The 16,910-nt window shown below is 44.2% G+C and carries 15 protein-coding genes; all 15 read right to left on the reverse strand.

Annotated features, from left to right (window positions below; genetic code table 11):
* Positions 1 to 164: 164 nt before the first annotated feature.
* A complete protein-coding gene (locus DXB73_RS00110) occupies positions 165 to 1,673 on the reverse strand; it encodes an RNA-binding domain-containing protein (RefSeq protein WP_118689758.1) in 1,509 nt (502 codons plus the stop codon).
* Positions 1,674 to 1,839: 166 nt separating this feature from the next.
* Entirely contained in the window at positions 1,840 to 2,769 is a 930-nt protein-coding gene (locus DXB73_RS00115; protein WP_182448153.1) for an acyl-CoA thioester hydrolase/BAAT C-terminal domain-containing protein, read from the reverse strand.
* Positions 2,770 to 2,998: 229 nt separating this feature from the next.
* Positions 2,999 to 3,916 (reverse strand): hypothetical protein, encoded by a 918-nt coding sequence (locus DXB73_RS00120; protein ID WP_118689759.1) that lies wholly within the window; start codon positions 3,914 to 3,916, stop codon positions 2,999 to 3,001.
* 81 nt (positions 3,917 to 3,997) lie between these two features.
* Entirely contained in the window at positions 3,998 to 4,483 is a 486-nt protein-coding gene (locus tag DXB73_RS00125; RefSeq protein WP_118689760.1) for an HD domain-containing protein, read from the reverse strand.
* 104 nt (positions 4,484 to 4,587) lie between these two features.
* Positions 4,588 to 5,250, reverse strand: coding sequence for a thiamine diphosphokinase (locus DXB73_RS00130; RefSeq protein WP_118689761.1), 663 nt, complete (start codon positions 5,248 to 5,250; stop codon positions 4,588 to 4,590).
* Positions 5,251 to 5,366: 116 nt separating this feature from the next.
* Positions 5,367 to 6,083 carry a PilZ domain-containing protein gene (locus tag DXB73_RS00135; RefSeq protein ID WP_022024810.1) on the reverse strand — a complete coding sequence of 239 codons (717 nt, stop codon included), beginning with the start codon at positions 6,081 to 6,083 and terminating at the stop codon, positions 5,367 to 5,369.
* Entirely contained in the window at positions 6,073 to 6,744 is a 672-nt protein-coding gene (gene rpe / locus DXB73_RS00140; protein WP_182434206.1) for a ribulose-phosphate 3-epimerase, read from the reverse strand. The genes DXB73_RS00135 and rpe overlap by 11 nt, the downstream gene beginning before the upstream one ends.
* A gap of 54 nt (positions 6,745 to 6,798) precedes the next feature.
* Positions 6,799 to 7,677, reverse strand: a complete 879-nt coding sequence (gene rsgA / locus DXB73_RS00145) for a ribosome small subunit-dependent GTPase A (RefSeq protein ID WP_022024808.1) — start codon at positions 7,675 to 7,677, stop codon at positions 6,799 to 6,801.
* Entirely contained in the window at positions 7,677 to 9,764 is a 2,088-nt protein-coding gene (pknB, locus tag DXB73_RS00150) for a Stk1 family PASTA domain-containing Ser/Thr kinase (protein WP_118507466.1), read from the reverse strand. The genes rsgA and pknB overlap by 1 nt, the downstream gene beginning before the upstream one ends.
* A gap of 23 nt (positions 9,765 to 9,787) precedes the next feature.
* Positions 9,788 to 10,507: a Stp1/IreP family PP2C-type Ser/Thr phosphatase gene (locus DXB73_RS00155; protein ID WP_022024713.1), complete on the reverse strand. Its 720-nt coding sequence runs from the start codon at positions 10,505 to 10,507 to the stop codon at positions 9,788 to 9,790.
* 138 nt (positions 10,508 to 10,645) lie between these two features.
* Entirely contained in the window at positions 10,646 to 11,671 is a 1,026-nt protein-coding gene (rlmN, locus tag DXB73_RS00160; protein WP_022024712.1) for a 23S rRNA (adenine(2503)-C(2))-methyltransferase RlmN, read from the reverse strand.
* A gap of 30 nt (positions 11,672 to 11,701) precedes the next feature.
* The gene (rsmB, locus tag DXB73_RS00165) at positions 11,702 to 13,102 is read right to left on the reverse strand and encodes a 16S rRNA (cytosine(967)-C(5))-methyltransferase RsmB (RefSeq protein WP_243103955.1); all 1,401 of its coding nucleotides are present in this window, start codon (positions 13,100 to 13,102) and stop codon (positions 11,702 to 11,704) included.
* Between the two features lie 23 nt (positions 13,103 to 13,125).
* Positions 13,126 to 14,079, reverse strand: a complete 954-nt coding sequence (gene fmt, locus DXB73_RS00170) for a methionyl-tRNA formyltransferase (protein ID WP_118689763.1) — start codon at positions 14,077 to 14,079, stop codon at positions 13,126 to 13,128.
* 82 nt (positions 14,080 to 14,161) lie between these two features.
* The gene (gene def / locus DXB73_RS00175) at positions 14,162 to 14,638 is read right to left on the reverse strand and encodes a peptide deformylase (protein ID WP_022024709.1); all 477 of its coding nucleotides are present in this window, start codon (positions 14,636 to 14,638) and stop codon (positions 14,162 to 14,164) included.
* 16 nt (positions 14,639 to 14,654) lie between these two features.
* A complete protein-coding gene (gene priA, locus DXB73_RS00180; protein WP_118689764.1) occupies positions 14,655 to 16,892 on the reverse strand; it encodes a primosomal protein N' in 2,238 nt (745 codons plus the stop codon).
* Positions 16,893 to 16,910: the final 18 nt, after the last annotated feature.

Consider the following 16,910-nt stretch of genomic DNA (forward strand, 5'->3'; position numbering starts at 1 on the left):
TCCTTTCATTGCATCACATATACAAAGCTATTATAGGCAACATAGGAATCTTTGCATAATACTAAAAAAGAGAGTTTCCCATAGCTTTTTTCTATGGAAACTCTCATTTTTCATTTTACATAATTGCTGAATCGACTGCCCTTACCTTTATGTTAATACTAAAGTTACTTTTCTGTTGTATTAAGCACGTAAATCGTACTTCTTGAAGCGCCCTCCTTTCTTAACCAACCATCCTCTATCATATTGAACAAAATCTCTCTAGCCCGACGTTGTTTCAAATCAAGAAGTGTCATAACTTGTGCCCTTGTGATATATGCATTTTCCAAAACGTATCGGTAAATCTTTTGTTCCTGCTCACCTCTCGGCAATTCTCCGGCGGTTTCCCGGCGGTTCTCCGGCGGTTCTCCGGCGGTTCTCCGGCATTCCTCTGATATTTCATTGTATAGCACCGACTGATCTCTCACACAATCGGGATAACTACTATTATCTGGACTGTTACTATTATTTCGATAAATATTGATCCGCAAATCTACTTCTCCACCAATAAACACTGGCTCTCTCAGTCCTGCTGCTTTTACCTTTCCAATAATTCTTGGTATTCCACTCCCCCAATGTTCAATCAAGTTCATATATGAAAACGCACTTGCAAGCGCCTCATTTCTTATTTGTGAATATCCCTCCTTCATTCGCTCCAAAGTCTGCCCCATTGGAAGCTTGCCTGGAGAAGTAATTTCTAACCGATCATCGTAGATTGCGACCTGAATATTCCCATGATCCAAATAACTTCGATGCACAGCCGCATTGATGATCAACTCACGAATAGCATCTGGCGGAATTTCATAAACATCTTGTCGATATATTCCGACAATATTCGCTCCCAAATGAATATTTCGAAGAACATATTGAAAAGCCTGCTCTATTTGCTCCCAAATTGGGCCATCATACTCCCGTCGATCCACAAAAACCTCTTTCGTCGACCCCTTAAACACACCACACTGTGTTGCAGTATGAAATACACCTGCCCCTGTTAAAATTGCATAGGCATTTGTTGGATAATCTTTGCCATCACGCTCTATAAGAATTCCCCAAGAACGCAGCTGCTGTCTTCCCACCTCTTTCACAGATTCTTTCTGAACTTCATTATTTGCATTTTTGACCGCCTGTTCCTTCATAGATTGACAGAGAGAATCAATATCATCATCTGTAATGCTTAATCCCATACATAAAGTTTGATCAAAATGGCGATTGCTCCCCTCAAACATCAATTCCCTAATCATATAATCATCTGCAAGCCGGGTGGTTCCTGCAACACGAACGTACACTCCCCCCTCTTTTCCCAATGTCTTAATGTAATAAGGGCGCTGTCTTCCTGCTGAAATTTCAACTACAATGACCGTCTTATTTTCCATTGTTTGTAAAGTAATATCTGGAATAATCGCTGGCTCGCAGCTATCTGACACAGCGTTTGCAATAGCATCCATCATCCCAAACACTTCATCTTTCGGAACTCCCACTACTTCTCTGGTTTTATCTGCAATCCCAAATATAATTTTTCCGCCCATTCCATTTGCAAAAGCAATGACCGACTTCATATAATTAATGCTTCGTTCCGGCAATTTTTCTTTGAACTCTACATTCTTAGATTCGCCGACAAGAATTTCCTGCAATGTCATAGCATCATCCCCCAAACTCTATTATTAAACTAATTGTCTGTCTCCATCTCACATTATAATTATTTTATAATGAATACATCAAAAAAACAACCTTTCATAGTATTCACCTTATCACCTATAATTCAATAAAATATATGCTACACGTCTCTGTCAAGCTTCCAAAAAACTACTCTGCCCGCCATTCTTTTAATGCCGCAGAAAGCTTTTTGTCAATATCTTTTCTCGTTGCCTCACACTCCTTCGGATATTCTTTAGCTGCTCTAAAAATAAACCGCAGCACAAATTTTAGTCCTACAGGCAATGCCATACGGAGCATGGATTCCGGCAATACAAAATGAGTCCCATGCTCATACACAAGCGGTACATATTCACAAGTATGAGGTCGCTCTTTTAATCGTTGGTCCATGCGGCGGATATATTTTCCTGCTTCCCAGAAAGAATCATCCTCCGCACCCACAAGAAAAAGTTTTCCTTTAATATTCTCGACTTTGATCATTTCCTCTTCCGTATGCTCTCTTGCTTTCTCGGAGTCAATAAACAAACAGGTGCTTCGCTCGATATCACCGGAGCCTTTTGTCTCCTTTTCAATCTTCTGCCAGTACACCGGATGTTCATACACAAACGGCATGTAAGGCAGTGGCTCTCCTTTCCATGAAATGGTAGATTTCCCTGGAATCGGCCATTCTTTGCAGCCATCTTTATTTCCCTGCTCAAATCCCTGCCATACAAAATCACTGGCTGTAAGCGCAAAGGTCAAGGTAATATCCGGGAAATAAGAAGCTGCGACCAGCGAATCCATCCCCGCCGTGCTCATTCCCATAATGCCAACTTTGCGATTGCCGTTAGCCTGCAGCCATTTGATCGCTGTCTCGATTCTTTCTAACGGGTTATTGACATGACTATAATTTTTCTTACCGGGAGATACGCACAAAGCATTCACTCCATTTTTATGTAACCATTTTGCCCCACACTTTGCCATGTAATCATTTGGATCATCTCCAAATAAACCAATGACCGTACAATCAGATCCTGTGGGATTTTCATAATAAGTTCCATAGAAACCATCTCGTTCAATTTCAAAAAACAGCTTTTTCATCACAATTTCTCCTATGCCACTTGCAAAGACTCGTTCCATATTTTGATGTATGCCTGTCTGACATTCATCATTTACGCCTTATTCAAGTTAGCATATACTAACCAGATTGTCAAACTTTCTTCCCACTTGATCCTACGCTACAGTCCTAACGGTATAAACTTTCTGACATTCAATTTTACGCTGCATTCCTAGCAATATAATAATGTCTCTTCCCGCATTATGGTTACATTTAAAATAAATCCAGCATATTGTCCAAATAAATCTTTTCACGAACCACTAGCTGATATTCCGGCTTTGTCAGGTAATAAAGCAAAAATTCTAAGATCAATGCACTGCCGAGTCCCCGTCCCTCAATCTTAAAATTGGTAAATCCCATCGGCAAATACTTTTCTTGTATATCAGTAACGCCAATAAAGCCCGGATTTTTCATCGCTTTCGAAAAACGGTACCCTTCTTCCAGATCATTGGCTGTGCAGCGATGCCCGCAGCCGCTTTGTCCTAAATTTTTGCGGCTGACCGCTTCATAACACCGCTTCCTATCTTTGCAGGCAAACGAGCAGCACTCGTTGCACAAAAATTCCACTTTATCTTTCTCTGATTTGGATAATGTCTGTAACTTATCAAACTGTTTATTGAAACGAAAATCCGGCACGACATAGCGAAAATCATCCCGCTTTACTTCGCTCACAAATTGCTCGAAATCCGTCAATACCTTTGTCGTTGAAGATACAAAATAAAGCTCCGGATAGTTTTCTTGTAAATATTCTAACAACAAATCTGAATGAATGATAATGCCATTTTGCACGCCTTTATTTTCAGCAAATAATGCACAAAGGGCATTACATGTTTCATCCGACAGGTGTTCTTTTCGTAGTAGGGAATTACTAAAAGTTAAACGGCCTGATATTCCATATCGACGCAATAATGCTAGCACTTCTTCCGGATCTTCCGCACCAAACGAAGTTCTTCCTCCACCCCAAAGGCAATCGGCGGGTGCGCCATAAATAGAGCCGATCTCACACCAGTTATAAAAATACTCCCTGTGTTCATAAAACAGCGCTAAAAACAGGCGATATAATTCATAAAATTCAAACAATCCGGGCAAATGAAAGTACGCAGTCTTATTTATTAAATTGTTCTCTTTCATTCTGTCACCAGCCTCCGTTATTTTCTATCGTTCTTCCCTTCACTATCTCGTCCTATCGCTCCCGCTGTATCCTATCTCTTCCTATCGTTCCCACTGTATTCTGCCATCACCCATTGTCTCAGAAAATGCACAGTATTTATCCACAAAGCAGACAATCCACGCCTCTAGACATCGTGGCGGTAACACCGTCAACGGGAACATATGTCTCGCAATAATATTTTTTTCTTTCCTATTCAGCGAAAAATCTTTGCTTGCATTATAAAGTGCGAACGCCGGATGTCGAAATCCATGCAGCCGATGTCCGCCATCCTTTTCATGCCAGTCATATAAAAAATAATCGTGCAACAAGGCCCCTCGCACTAATGATTGTTTATCAACTGGCAGACGAAAATTCTCCGCCAACAGAAGGCTCTTATAGGCAACGTTAACACTATGCTCATAGACCGATGTACTTCCATGCTGCATCGCATTCTGCTCCTCCAACAAACGTCCCTGCTCACACAATTGGTGTATCGCTTCATCTAACAAGTCATAATTTTCTTCCGATAACTCTACCTTTCGATTCATACAGCCCCTTATTTCTGTTATCTAAGTCATCTGCATCAAGTTTACAACTACTGCGATCATTATAGCACACAACATAATGCAAGCAACCCCTATCTGATTGCGTTCTAATCCCTAGATTCGATCACGATCAATTCCCCGTGTGTAAACGAGATCGTTGCCGTCTGCGCTTCTGGTGCAAACTCATTGCTGATCGCACGTCCATCACCATAGGTAAGCGTATAATCTTTTAGTCCATATTGAAATCCTGTCAAAGTCACCGGATACACTTCTTCGGAGAGCGGCTGCAAGGAAATATATTTACCAAATACCTGCTCTCTGTGTAAGGTTGTCTCTCCGTCAATCAAGTATAACCGATTATGCGAATCTACAATATACGCCGGGATTCCCTGCTTAAGTGGTTTCATCAAAATATTTAGATTGGATAGAAAATGATCCAATCGTCCCCCGGTAGCACCCAGAATAGTGATTTCTGATGCCCCTTCCGACAATATCCATTCCAATACCATCTGCGTGTCCGTATAGTCTTTTGCCTTAGGATACTGTACAAACTTTGCAGCCTTATCCGCAGATCGATACTCTGCCAGTGTCTCTTGCGATACACTGTCAAAATCCCCCATAATATAATCCACATTAACTCCTACTGCGTGTGCCGCTTCCAAACCGGAATCTGCACATGCTACCGTATCAAAAGACATGTCGGCCAAATATTGTTTTATAAATGCAATATCATACTTTCCGCCGCTAAATAATATTGTTTTGCCAAGCATTATACTTATCCCCTCTCTTCTCTTACAGAAAGTAGTTGCTGTCCCAAAAACGGCACTGCAAACATCTTATCCCATTACACCTTATAAGATTGCTATCCCCAAAAAAGGGCAGTATACTACTGCCCTCTGGTTTTCTTCAAAATATCTCTCTGTATATCATAGATGTATTTCATTAACTTACGATCTGTCATCGTCATCTCACATCCATAATAAAAGTTAAATTTATGATTGGTGGCACGTAGCTCGTCACGACGCACGACCTCTGCTCTGCAATGCAGCATACCATAAGGTGATGGAATGTCGAAAAACATGCCATCCTCCAATTGAAACTCAAAGTCAGAGTATAACCCCACTCCGCTTTCACTGACATCTTTGATCACACCACGCACGATCTCTGGTTCTATCTCCTCGATAACATCTGCATTTTCTTCTTCATCTGCAGGGCTTGGTGGTTCTGATAATCTGCGAGGTGCTCCCGGCACATCATAGTAGCCAATTAATGTTTCTTCGCCGATCTGGACGCGATATGCATTGCGTCGATTGTATGAATGACCCTTATCGTTAATCTGAAATATATGCACCGGCTCTCCGTCCAACTTCGCAATGCCTGCCTTCACTTTTGTCCATTCCCACAGTCTGTCTGCATCGCGATATACAATGCATATATCATCCTCCGCATGAAACTGAAAAGCTCTTCCATTGGATGCGATCAAACTAACACATACCTGATTTGATTTGGCTTCCTCTACTTTACTGACTAACCGATAACGATAACCTTCACGATCAATATAAATTTCTAATGTTCTTCCTAATGGAATATTCTCAAGAAGCATTTTGTCCCTCCGTGTTGATTTCTTCTTGCAAAACATGAATGTTCTCCTCGATATCCCCACGAAAAACAGCGGTTCCAGCCACGACAATATCCACACCGCATGCAGCAACAGCACGTGCATTTTCCTTTGTCACGCCGCCATCAATCTCTATTTTGAAGAACAATCCGCGTTCTTTGCGAATCTTGTGCAGCTGTTTCACTTTTTCCAAGGTCTCCCAAATCAGAGTCTGACCCCCAAAACCAGGCTCTACCCCCATTATAAGCACCATATCAACTTGATCCAAAATACCATCTAACTTGCTTAACGGTGTTTTTGGACTCAAGCACACTGCCGGCTTCGCACCACTTTCTCGAATGGCCGCAATCGTCCCCGGCAAATCAGCGCACGCTTCCGCATGCACAGTTAACCCATCCGCTCCGGCCTGACGCAAGGCGTTGACATAACGGATCGGTTCCTCTATCATCAGATGCACGTCAAAAAACATGTCTGTATGTTTCCGCAATGACGCAATCACCGGCATACCAAAAGAAATAGATGGTACAAACATTCCATCCATCACATCAATATGGAGGTAATGTATGCAAAGCTTTTGCAATTGTTTCAATTGCTCTCCCAGGCAGATAAAATCTGCCGACAAGATTGACGGTGCCAACTGTTTCATATTTCTTCTCCATTCTTTCATAGACGAGTCTATGAATGCATCTTCCTATCATATCTAATAGCGTTTCCGATTTTTGAGTTCTTCATAAAATAGTTTATAATTCTCATATCGGCTACTCGACATTTTCCCCTGAGCCAATGCCTCCTTGACCCCACAATCCGGTTCGTTGATGTGAGCACAGCCAAGGAAACGGCATTGCAATGCATATGGTCTAAACTCCTGATAATATTCCCTTAATTCTTCTTTTTCCAATTCCGGCAAAAGAAGCGAAGTAAATCCCGGTGTATCCATCACATACGTTTGATCCGGCAGCGAAAACAGTTCCGAATGTCTCGTTGTGTGTTTCCCTCGCTTAATTTTGGTACTGATCTCCCCAATTGCCATATCTGCTTCCGGAAAAAGTGCATTCATTACAGAAGATTTTCCAACACCGGATGGTCCGGCAAGCACTGTTGTCTTCCCAATCAAACTTTGATGCAGCTCTTCTAGCCCCTTCCCATCGTAGGTACTGGTAAAAAAGAGCGATGCACCACTGTCTTTATAAACATTGGTGTATTCTTCTATAAAGCCATCATCTGCGGTGTCCAATTTATTAAAGCATACGCTAACAGGTACATCCTGCCACTGCATCATCAGCAAAAAACGATCCAGCAAATTGATATTTGGTTTTGGATAGGATGCTGCAAAAATAACAATCGCCTGATCGACATTAGCAACTGCCGGGCGTATCAACTCCGAATGTCTAGGCAGTATCTCCTCAATATTCCCCAGCGCATTCGCCTCGTCCAGTATTGTTACATCTACATTGTCTCCAACCAAAGGTTTGACCCTTCGGTTGCGAAACGCACCCTTTGCCTTGCATTCCAACAGACCAATGCTTGGAACGTGTACATAATAAAATCCGCCTACACCTCGAATGATCTTTCCCTGCATTACTGCCTTTCCTTCTTAAACTCTACATTGTATGGGCCACCTACTTCTACGCCATCTTTATACAACGTAATCTTACCATTGTTATCACTGTATCCCTCAACCGAAAACTTACGCGGGAAATCAGAATAACTCAAAGTTCCTGACCAGGCAGTTTTAGATTTACCATCCTGCTCTAAGACTAATTTGATGGATGCCGGAGCTTCATCTTCGTAGTCAAACGGATTGGCAGAAATCGTCAAAGAACCTGTATATTTGTACTTCGGCTCTGTCGTCGGTGTCGCAGCCGGTTTCTCAGTTGCCTTATGCTTAGATCCTAAGCTGACGGTAAATTCAATCACCGTTCCAACCTCAACCTTGGTACCGGACTTCTTAGACTGGCTGACCACATATCCCTTCTGTACTGTATCACTATATACATAAGTCGGCTCATCTGGAGCTTCCAATCCTACATCTGCTAATCGTTCTCTCGCAACCTCTAATGATTTCTTCACGAGATTTGGAACACGTACCATATCATTTTCCGGTCCCTTACTGATGATCAAAGTAACTGCTGTTCCTTTGGCTACACTGGAACCCACAACAGGATCGGTACCACATACCTTTCCTTTGGCTACGATATCACTATATTTCTCTGTGGTTCCCTTAACGGTCAAATTGCTGCTCTCTAATTGAGATGTTGCGTCTTCTAAGGATTTATTTGTTACATCCGGAATCGTAATTCCACTGGATTCCTGACTGTAATAAATAGTAACTCTCGTTCCTTCTTCTACCTCTTCGCCGGATTTCGGTTCTTGATCCGTCACGGTATTAGCGTCCTCCTCAGACTCTACCGGCTTAAGCTGATATTTTAATCCTGCCTCGTCAAGCATCTTCTCTGCTTCTTCAAGTGTATGATTCACGAGATCCGGTACTGCCACTTTACCTAAAGCAGCCGCAGAAGACTGTGGATCTGCACTTGCATCTGCTGTCGAAGTCGGCGTTGGTTTCTTGTTGGAACCGCCACCCCACCAACCGGCCACTTTGCCGATCAGCAAAATAACAACTAACACAATGATCACCGCAACAACACCGCTGCAGATTTTCAAAATACGCTCTAATTTAGGATCAATAGCATCATCGTCCGATTCTTCCTCTTCATTTTCCGGCTGAACTGTACGGTCTTTTTCTGCTAAAATAGCACTCTTTTTCAACTGATCCACTTCATTTTTGTCCATAATGATCGTCGGCGAATCGTCGACAACATCGGAGATCACAACATAATCCCCATCCGGCTCTATTAACGCTCTCTTCAGATCTGCGATCAATGCAGAAGCTGTCATATAACGCATATCCGGCTTCTTCTGCATACACTTCATCACAATCTTGGATAAGCTGTGCGGAATTTCCGGATCAATTTTATCTAACGGTGTTGCCTCTTCCTGAATATGTGCAAGTGCAACAGTCACCGTGCTGTCTCCTTCAAAAGGTACTTTGCCTGACAGCATCTCATACATTGTTACACCAAGAGAATAGATATCACTCTTTTCGTCGCTGTAACCACCTCTTGCCTGCTCCGGACTGATATAATGCACAGATCCCATTGCATTAGATGTGATTGTATTTGACGTTGCTGCCTTAGCGATACCAAAGTCTGTAACTTTTACTTTGCCCTCTTTGGAAATAATGATATTCTGTGGTTTAATATCACGGTGAATAATGCTGTTATCATGTGCAGCCTGCATACCCTGTGCGATCTGCACACCGATCCCTATCGCCTCCTTGACATCGAGACGACCTTTCTTTTCAATAAAGCGCTTGAGCGTAATACCCTCCACAAGCTCCATAACGATGTAATACAGATCGTCATCTTCACCAACATCATACACATTTACAACATTCGGATGTGACAATCCCGCTACGGACTGCGCCTCCCCTCGAAATTTGGAGACAAACTTTGCATCATTACTATATTCCGGTTTTAAAATCTTGATCGCCACGAAACGGTTTAATCTCTGATCTCTCGCTTTATATACATCCGCCATTCCACCGGATCCCACGCGGTCAATAATCTCATATCTCTCGCTTAATAACATTCCTGGACTTATCATTTCTACCCTTACCTCCTCTTAGCTTAAACCTCAGCTAACACAACGGTAATATTATCATTACCGCCGTTCTCATTAGCTCTAGCCACTAACGACTCTGCCGCTGTCTGCAGAGTATCACTATTCTTTACAATGTATTCCATGTCTTCATCTTCAATCATATTGGACAAGCCATCACTGCAGAGCATAATAACATCCCCTTGCTCCACATCAATCTCAAAGAAGTCAGCCTGGACTTCTTCATTGATGCCAAGGGCCCTCGTAATAATATTTTTCTGCGGATGTATCCTTGCCTCACTCTCCGTAATATTACCCTGTTTGACCATTTCCTCTACCAAAGAATGATCATCCGTGATCTGCTCAATCCCATCTCGTATCAAGTACAATCTGGAATCCCCAATGTTGGCAATGTACAGTGTATTTTCCTCTAATGTGCAGGCTACCACGGTGGTACCCATGCCCTCATATTCCACGTGTGACGCAGACTCCTCAAAGACTGCTTTGTTCGCAGCTGTAACTGCTTCCTCAAACAAGGAAACCGGCGTCTTATGAGCACTCTTCTCCAGCGACTGCACCATTGTCTCTACACATAAACGTGATGCATAGTCTCCAGCTCTATGTCCGCCCATACCATCTGCCACGATCAACAGATTTTGGAAACTACCAACAGGTTCAGTATTGCAATACATATAGTCCTGATTCATAGATCTCTTGCTGCCTATATCTGTCTTTGCATATGCTTTCATGTAGTTTCCCCTCCTTTGTTTATAATCAACCTTACATGTATACTATCTAACATATTTTATCATAATAGTGATGTAGTGTCAAAATCTGACGCTTTTTCCATTTATTTCACAACTGACACGGGATTTATCTTCCACGAATTATATATTTTTACCGCGCAGCTGACCACAGGCAGCATCAATATCGCTTCCCATCTCTCTACGGATCGTTGCGGTAATATGCCTGCTCTCCAATATTTTCTGAAACTCCAATACTTTGGTACGCTTGGATCGCTCTCCCATACGCCCTTCCACTGGATTCAGCGGGATCAGGTTGACATGGCAATTCAGACCGTGCAGCAAAGCCGCCAGCTCCTCTGCATGTTCTGCACTGTCATTCGTCCCATCCACCAAGCTATATTCAAATGTAACTCGGCGTCCGGTGTGATCTACATACTCCCGGCATGCTTTCAAGATCTCTGCGATCGAATACCGATTGGCAACCGGCATCATTTCCCGGCGCAGTACATCATTCGGCGCATGCAATGAGATTGCAAGTGTGATCGTTAAATCTTCTTTCATCAGACGATAGATCCCATCTACAAGACCGCAAGTCGACAATGTTATATTTCGCTGACTGATATGCAGTCCCCGTTCATCCGAAATCATTCGAATAAAACGTACAACATTCTCGTAGTTATCCAAAGGCTCTCCAATTCCCATAAGGATCACATTAGAGACACGTTCTCCGGTGATCCGCTGTACCTCATAGATCTGCTCTAGCATTTCCCCGGTTGTCAGACTGCGATTTAAGCCGCCTACCGTGGACGCACAAAAACGACATCCCATCCGGCAGCCCACCTGAGTGGATATACAAACGCTATTGCCATGATGATATTTCATCAACACTGACTCTACTTTATTGCCGTCACTAAGCTCCATCAAAAACTTGTTCGTACCATCTGCGGAAATCTGCCGCTTTACCATGGTACAACCATTTAATGCCGCCTGCTCCTCTAATTTATCCCGAAACGCTGCGGACAGATTGGTCATACTCGCAAATTCTTTGACCATTTTTTGATGCATCCACTGATATAACTGCGTTGTGCGAAATTTCTTCTCTCCAAGATCTTCCACAAACTGCTGCAACTCAGCAAATGTCATGCTTTTAAGATCCACTTTCTGCATCTGTCCACTCCTTCTTTCCTAATTACTTTGTCATATTCCTTTTCGCTGAAATTTCGCCACAAAGAAACCATCCGATCCATTTCCCGGCAACACTTGCAAATATCCCTCTTTACCGGTCTTTCCTCGCAGCGATTCCGGAAGGTCTTCCTCTATCGAAACCGGCACAAACGGAAGTGTCTCTTTGATCCACGAAACGTTATCATTATTTTCTTCTCTTGCAACGGTACACGTACTATATAGCAATATACCACCCGGCCGTACATATTGGCTGACAACCCGCAAGATCTCTCGCTGCAGCGATGCCAGCTCATCAATATCTTCCCGATGCGTGTGATATTTAATATCACATTTGCCACCGATGACTCCCAGTCCGGAACACGGCAGATCTGCGATCAAAACATCCACCGAATCGATCCAATCTTTGCGAAGGATCCTGGCATTCTGACGGTACAGTTCGCAATGATCTACCCCGGCGCGCTCCATATTTTCCTGAATCAAATGCACTTTCGTCTCGCTTAAGTCACAAGAAAAGATCACACCGGTACCTGCCAATAAATCCGCTGCGTGCAGAGATTTGCCGCCCGGTGCTGCACAAACGTCCAATACCTCTTGTCCCGGTTTGATCCCGGAAACAGCACCAACAAGCATCGAACTTTCATCCTGCACCTGCAGTCTTCCTCTCACAAACGCCTCCATAGAATCCACTCGCTCAAAGCCGGATAAGTGAAGGGCATACGGGAACCATTTTCCGGGCTGTACTGTTACCTGCTGCCGCTCCAAAGACTCTATGATCTCAGGAACCGCAAGATCCGGATTTCCGCTCGGATTTTGCAGATTCAGATTGCACCGCACGGTTACACCACTTTCCTTCTGCATAAAACCCTGCAGGATCTGTTCTGTTTCAGCTTCACTGTATTCTTCTAAAAAATATTCAATGATCCAACCTGGCATCGAATATTTGATGGATGCGTAGGAAATAAAATCTTTCGCATCCGGATATTTAATCTGATCTTTGCCACGGATAACACTTCGAAGAACGCCATTGACAAATCCACTAAGACCTTTCAAACCACGTTTACGTACCAGTTTCACAGCTTCGTTGCAGGCTGCACTGTCAGGCACTTGATCCATATAGAACAACTGATATACTGCCATACGCAGTGTTTCACGGATCACCGGTTTCATCTTGACCACTTTTGTTTTTGAAAAACAATCTATGATGTAATCCAAACGGATTGCCTGTTCAACAGTTCCTTCTACTAATCTGGTAAGAAACGCACGCTGTTGTTTGGACAACGTATCCTCTCTATTTAAGGTACGGTGTAATGTCCGGTCACAATACTTGCCTTCTTCCATCACCTGCAGGAGAATATCCAGCGCAATGGCACGTACATTTCGCATATTCTGTTGTGACGTCTGCCGTTTCTCCATGGTATTACTGTCCTTTCTATTGCCTAATCACAGGCAAGTATCGTTCCGCAGTCAATCTGCATGCCGCGCAGGAAATCTGCAATATTCATTCGTTTTTTGCCGGCGAGCTGCAAGCTTTGCACACTCAGGCAGCCATCTCCTGTCTGGATCCACAAGCGATTTTTATCAATCAATACGATCTGACCGCACCGGCCTTTCTCGATCTGCTCTGCTGCCTGCTGCCCCGCATCGACAATATCTGCATCCCAAATTTTTAGCATTTTACCCTGTAAGCCCGTATAACAACTCGGCCACGGATTAAGTCCTCGGATCAAGCGCTCTAATTCAACCGCCGGTCTGGTAAAATCAAGCTTTCCTGTCTCCTTGGAAAGCATCTTGGCATACGTATATTCTTCTCCCTGCGGAACAGGATGGAGTTCTTCGGCTTCTGCCTGTTTCAATACCTCTAGTATCATCGGACCGCCAAGTTGTGACAATTTATCAAACAAACTGCCCCCGGTCTCTTTGGCATCCAATGTATATTTCTGAACCATCAACATATCTCCGGTATCCAGTCCCTCATCCATCTGCATGATCGTTACGCCACTTTCCGGATCTCCGTCAATAACAGACCACTGGATCGGTGCTGCACCACGAAGCTTTGGCAACAAGGACGCATGCACGTTCATGCATCCGTATTTGGGCAGTTCTAATATTTCTTTGGGTAATATCTGGCCAAATGCTACAACGATGATCACATCCGGGTTAAGTTCCTGCAAGACCGGATAAAACGTTCCGTCCTTTATACGCTCCGGCTGAAATACCGGAATCTGCGCCTCCACGGCGGCTTCCTTCACCGGAGAAAACTGCAGCTTACCGCTTCTTCCCTTCGGTCGGTCCGGCTGTGTCACAACACCAACTACTTCATGTTCGCTCTGTATCAGAGTTTCCAATGTCGGAACCGCAAAGTCCGGTGTCCCCATAAATACAATACGCATGCTTTGTCCACTCCTTTGTCTCACTCTAATCAGGCACTGTCTTCTGCAGTCTGCCTCTCTATCGTCATCCTATGAGATACATTTACTCGATCGGCTCTACGTCCTGAATTCCATTTTCCGTCTTGCTGACATACAACGTACCGGAAAGATGGTCGATTTCATGCTGCAAGGCTCTCGCTAACAGCTCTTCCCCTTCCACAATGATCTCATTCATATTTTCATCCAATGCTTTTACTTTCGCATAATTGGCGCGTTTTACAATACCAACTTTACCAGGCACACTCAAGCAGCCTTCCTGTCCGATCTGCTCTCCGCTAAGTTCAATGATCTCCGGATTGACCAATACGATCGGATGATCACATTCCGGTGTAACATCAATCACGCAGATCTGCTTCAAAATACCAACCTGAGGTGCTGCAAGACCTACGCCCTCTGCGTCATACATCGTCTCTAACATATCCTCGATCAATGTTTTAATCCTAGGTGTCATCTCCTTTACCGGGCGACACTGCTTTGTCAATATTTCATCTCCCATTACTCGAATTGTTCTTAATGCCATTTTTTTCTTCCTTCCTTTATTCATGATCAAAAGAAAACTGAACACTTAAATGCTCTGACAGTCCTCTTTGCCGAATGTACTGTTCTAATCGATCTTTTTCCCGTACCAAGCACTCATACTCCGCCGATTTTCCATATATCATATATCGATATACATCCCGAAGTTTGGCGATCGGTGCCTCTGACGGTCCCAAAAGTACAAGCCCCTCTGTGCCACGAAGCATGTCCGCTAACTCATCTGCAAATGACGTCGCTAACGCCTCATCCTTAGAAAGCACCAATACTCCTAGTATATGGGAAACGGGCGGATATTGCAACATTTGACGCATTAAAATTTCCTGCTTATAAAATTGCACGTAGTTTTGATCTGCTGCGCAGGTAATGCTGTAATGCTCCGGCTGATAGGTCTGCAGGACAACTTCTCCGGCAAGATCGCCACGTCCTGCCCGTCCTGCCGCCTGCGCCAGCAACTGATACGTGCGTTCTGCCGCTCTGTAATCTCCTACATTAAGCGACAGATCTGCCGCCAATATGCCAACTAATGTTACCTTCGCAAAATCATGGCCCTTGACGATCATCTGCGTTCCTACCAAAATGTCTGCCTCTCCCGCCGCAAATTGCTTTAAGATCCGGTCATGCCCCTCTTTGCCTCCGGTCGTATCCGCATCCATGCGAAGTACTCTTGCACCCGGAAATCTGCTTGCCGCCATCTGTTCTACCTGCTCTGTGCCTAGTCCAAAAGTGCCAATGTATTTCGATCCACAGGAGGGACAAGTCTGTGGCATCGGAATCGTATAGCCACAATAATGGCAGGTCAGATGCGTTACTTTGCCAGCTCTGCTGTGCGGTTTGAGTGACACGGCACAATGCGGACAGCCAACGACTTCTCCACATTTGCGGCAGGACACAAAGCCTGCAAATCCACGACGATTCAAAAATAAGATTGTCTGTTCGCCTCGTTCCAGTCTCTTTTGGATCTTAGCCGTTAAACTCCGGCTAAATATCGAGAAATTCTTTGCTGCCAGTTCTTCCCGCAGATCCACAATTTCCACACGAGGCAGTGAAGCCCCTCCGGCGCGCTCCGTTAGTTCAATGCGCGTATACTCCCCTGTGGTCGTATGATAATATGCTTCCAGCGATGGTGTCGCCGATCCGAGTAACACGCTTGCCCCAAGCATCTTGGCACGCTGTACGGCAACTTCTCTTGCATGATATTTCGGAACATTTTCACTTTGATAACTGGACTCATGTTCCTCATCCATAACAATGATCCCCAGTCGCTCAAACGGCGTAAACAATGCAGATCGCGGCCCGATCATAATATCGATCTCTCCCATCTGCGCACGTTCAAACTGGTCATACCGCTCTCCCGCAGATAGTCTGGAATGCATAACCGAAACTCTGTCTCCAAAACGCGCATAAAAACGCTGTACTGTCTGAAACGTGAGTGCGATCTCCGGAATCAGCACTATGGCCTGTCTGCCGCTGCGGATGACATGCTCGATACATTGCATATATACTTCTGTCTTACCGCTTCCGGTAACACCATGCAGCAGATATACCTGCTGCTGTCCCGCATCCATATTGCCGCAGATCTGCGTTACAGCCTTTTGCTGCTGCTCATTCAATATCACTTCTTTGTCTGCCGCATGAAGTGTGTGATAGGGATTGCGGTAAGATCTGCTCACCTCTATACGGATCCATCCTTTGTCCTGCATTGCTCGAAGTACAGATAGTGTTGCCTTATGCGCCTTACAAAGCACATCATAATCCATCCCGTCTGCATAGTCTTCTGCCTGCAGCAAAGCATCTATGATCCGCACTCTTGCCGTCTGATGCTTGCCTGCCAGTTCCTCGCGTATCTTTCTAAGATCTTCCCTTGTTGGGATCGGTATGACACGCTTTTTCTCTTTTATCTGGATTTCACGCCGCACCGGCATGACAGCCTTGATCGCATCATTCATCGTACCGCCGTAATGTGTTTTTATCCAGTAAGCAAGGGAAAGCAGGTGCGACTGTGCTACGACGCCCTGCTTTACAACTGCTATAATATCTTTGGTTCGGCGAATGTCAAACTTCGCCTGATCTGACAACCCGATAATATATCCCTGCACTGTTCGATTTCCTTTGCCAAATGGGATATCGACCAATGCGCCGATCACCGCGTCCGCCTGTAACGGATCCGGTACACGATATTGAAACGGGCGGTCTAGACTTTTCACCGATATATCGATGATAATATCTGCAAATAGCATATAAACCCTACATTCCTT

The organism is Clostridium sp. OM05-6BH, from assembly GCF_003481635.1.
In the GTDB taxonomy this organism is placed as follows: domain Bacteria; phylum Bacillota; class Clostridia; order Lachnospirales; family Lachnospiraceae; genus Butyribacter.

What these genes read in the sequence shown, in the direction of transcription:
- DXB73_RS00110 (WP_118689758.1), bottom strand. Translation starts at nt 1,673, where the DNA reads ATGACATTGCAGGAAATTCTTGTCGGCGAATCTAAGAATGTAGAGTTC.
- DXB73_RS00115 (WP_182448153.1), bottom strand. Translation starts at nt 2,769, where the DNA reads ATGAAAAAGCTGTTTTTTGAAATTGAACGAGATGGTTTCTATGGAACT.
- DXB73_RS00120 (WP_118689759.1), bottom strand. Translation starts at nt 3,916, where the DNA reads ATGAAAGAGAACAATTTAATAAATAAGACTGCGTACTTTCATTTGCCC.
- DXB73_RS00125 (WP_118689760.1), bottom strand. Translation starts at nt 4,483, where the DNA reads ATGAATCGAAAGGTAGAGTTATCGGAAGAAAATTATGACTTGTTAGAT.
- DXB73_RS00130 (WP_118689761.1), bottom strand. Translation starts at nt 5,250, where the DNA reads ATGCTTGGCAAAACAATATTATTTAGCGGCGGAAAGTATGATATTGCA.
- DXB73_RS00135 (WP_022024810.1), bottom strand. Translation starts at nt 6,083, where the DNA reads ATGCTTCTTGAGAATATTCCATTAGGAAGAACATTAGAAATTTATATT.
- rpe (WP_182434206.1), bottom strand. Translation starts at nt 6,744, where the DNA reads ATGAAACAGTTGGCACCGTCAATCTTGTCGGCAGATTTTATCTGCCTG.
- rsgA (WP_022024808.1), bottom strand. Translation starts at nt 7,677, where the DNA reads ATGCAGGGAAAGATCATTCGAGGTGTAGGCGGATTTTATTATGTACAC.
- pknB (WP_118507466.1), bottom strand. Translation starts at nt 9,764, where the DNA reads ATGATAAGTCCAGGAATGTTATTAAGCGAGAGATATGAGATTATTGAC.
- DXB73_RS00155 (WP_022024713.1), bottom strand. Translation starts at nt 10,507, where the DNA reads ATGAAAGCATATGCAAAGACAGATATAGGCAGCAAGAGATCTATGAAT.
- rlmN (WP_022024712.1), bottom strand. Translation starts at nt 11,671, where the DNA reads ATGCAGAAAGTGGATCTTAAAAGCATGACATTTGCTGAGTTGCAGCAG.
- rsmB (WP_243103955.1), bottom strand. Translation starts at nt 13,102, where the DNA reads ATGGAGAAACGGCAGACGTCACAACAGAATATGCGAAATGTACGTGCC.
- fmt (WP_118689763.1), bottom strand. Translation starts at nt 14,079, where the DNA reads ATGCGTATTGTATTTATGGGGACACCGGACTTTGCGGTTCCGACATTG.
- def (WP_022024709.1), bottom strand. Translation starts at nt 14,638, where the DNA reads ATGGCATTAAGAACAATTCGAGTAATGGGAGATGAAATATTGACAAAG.
- priA (WP_118689764.1), bottom strand. Translation starts at nt 16,892, where the DNA reads ATGCTATTTGCAGATATTATCATCGATATATCGGTGAAAAGTCTAGAC.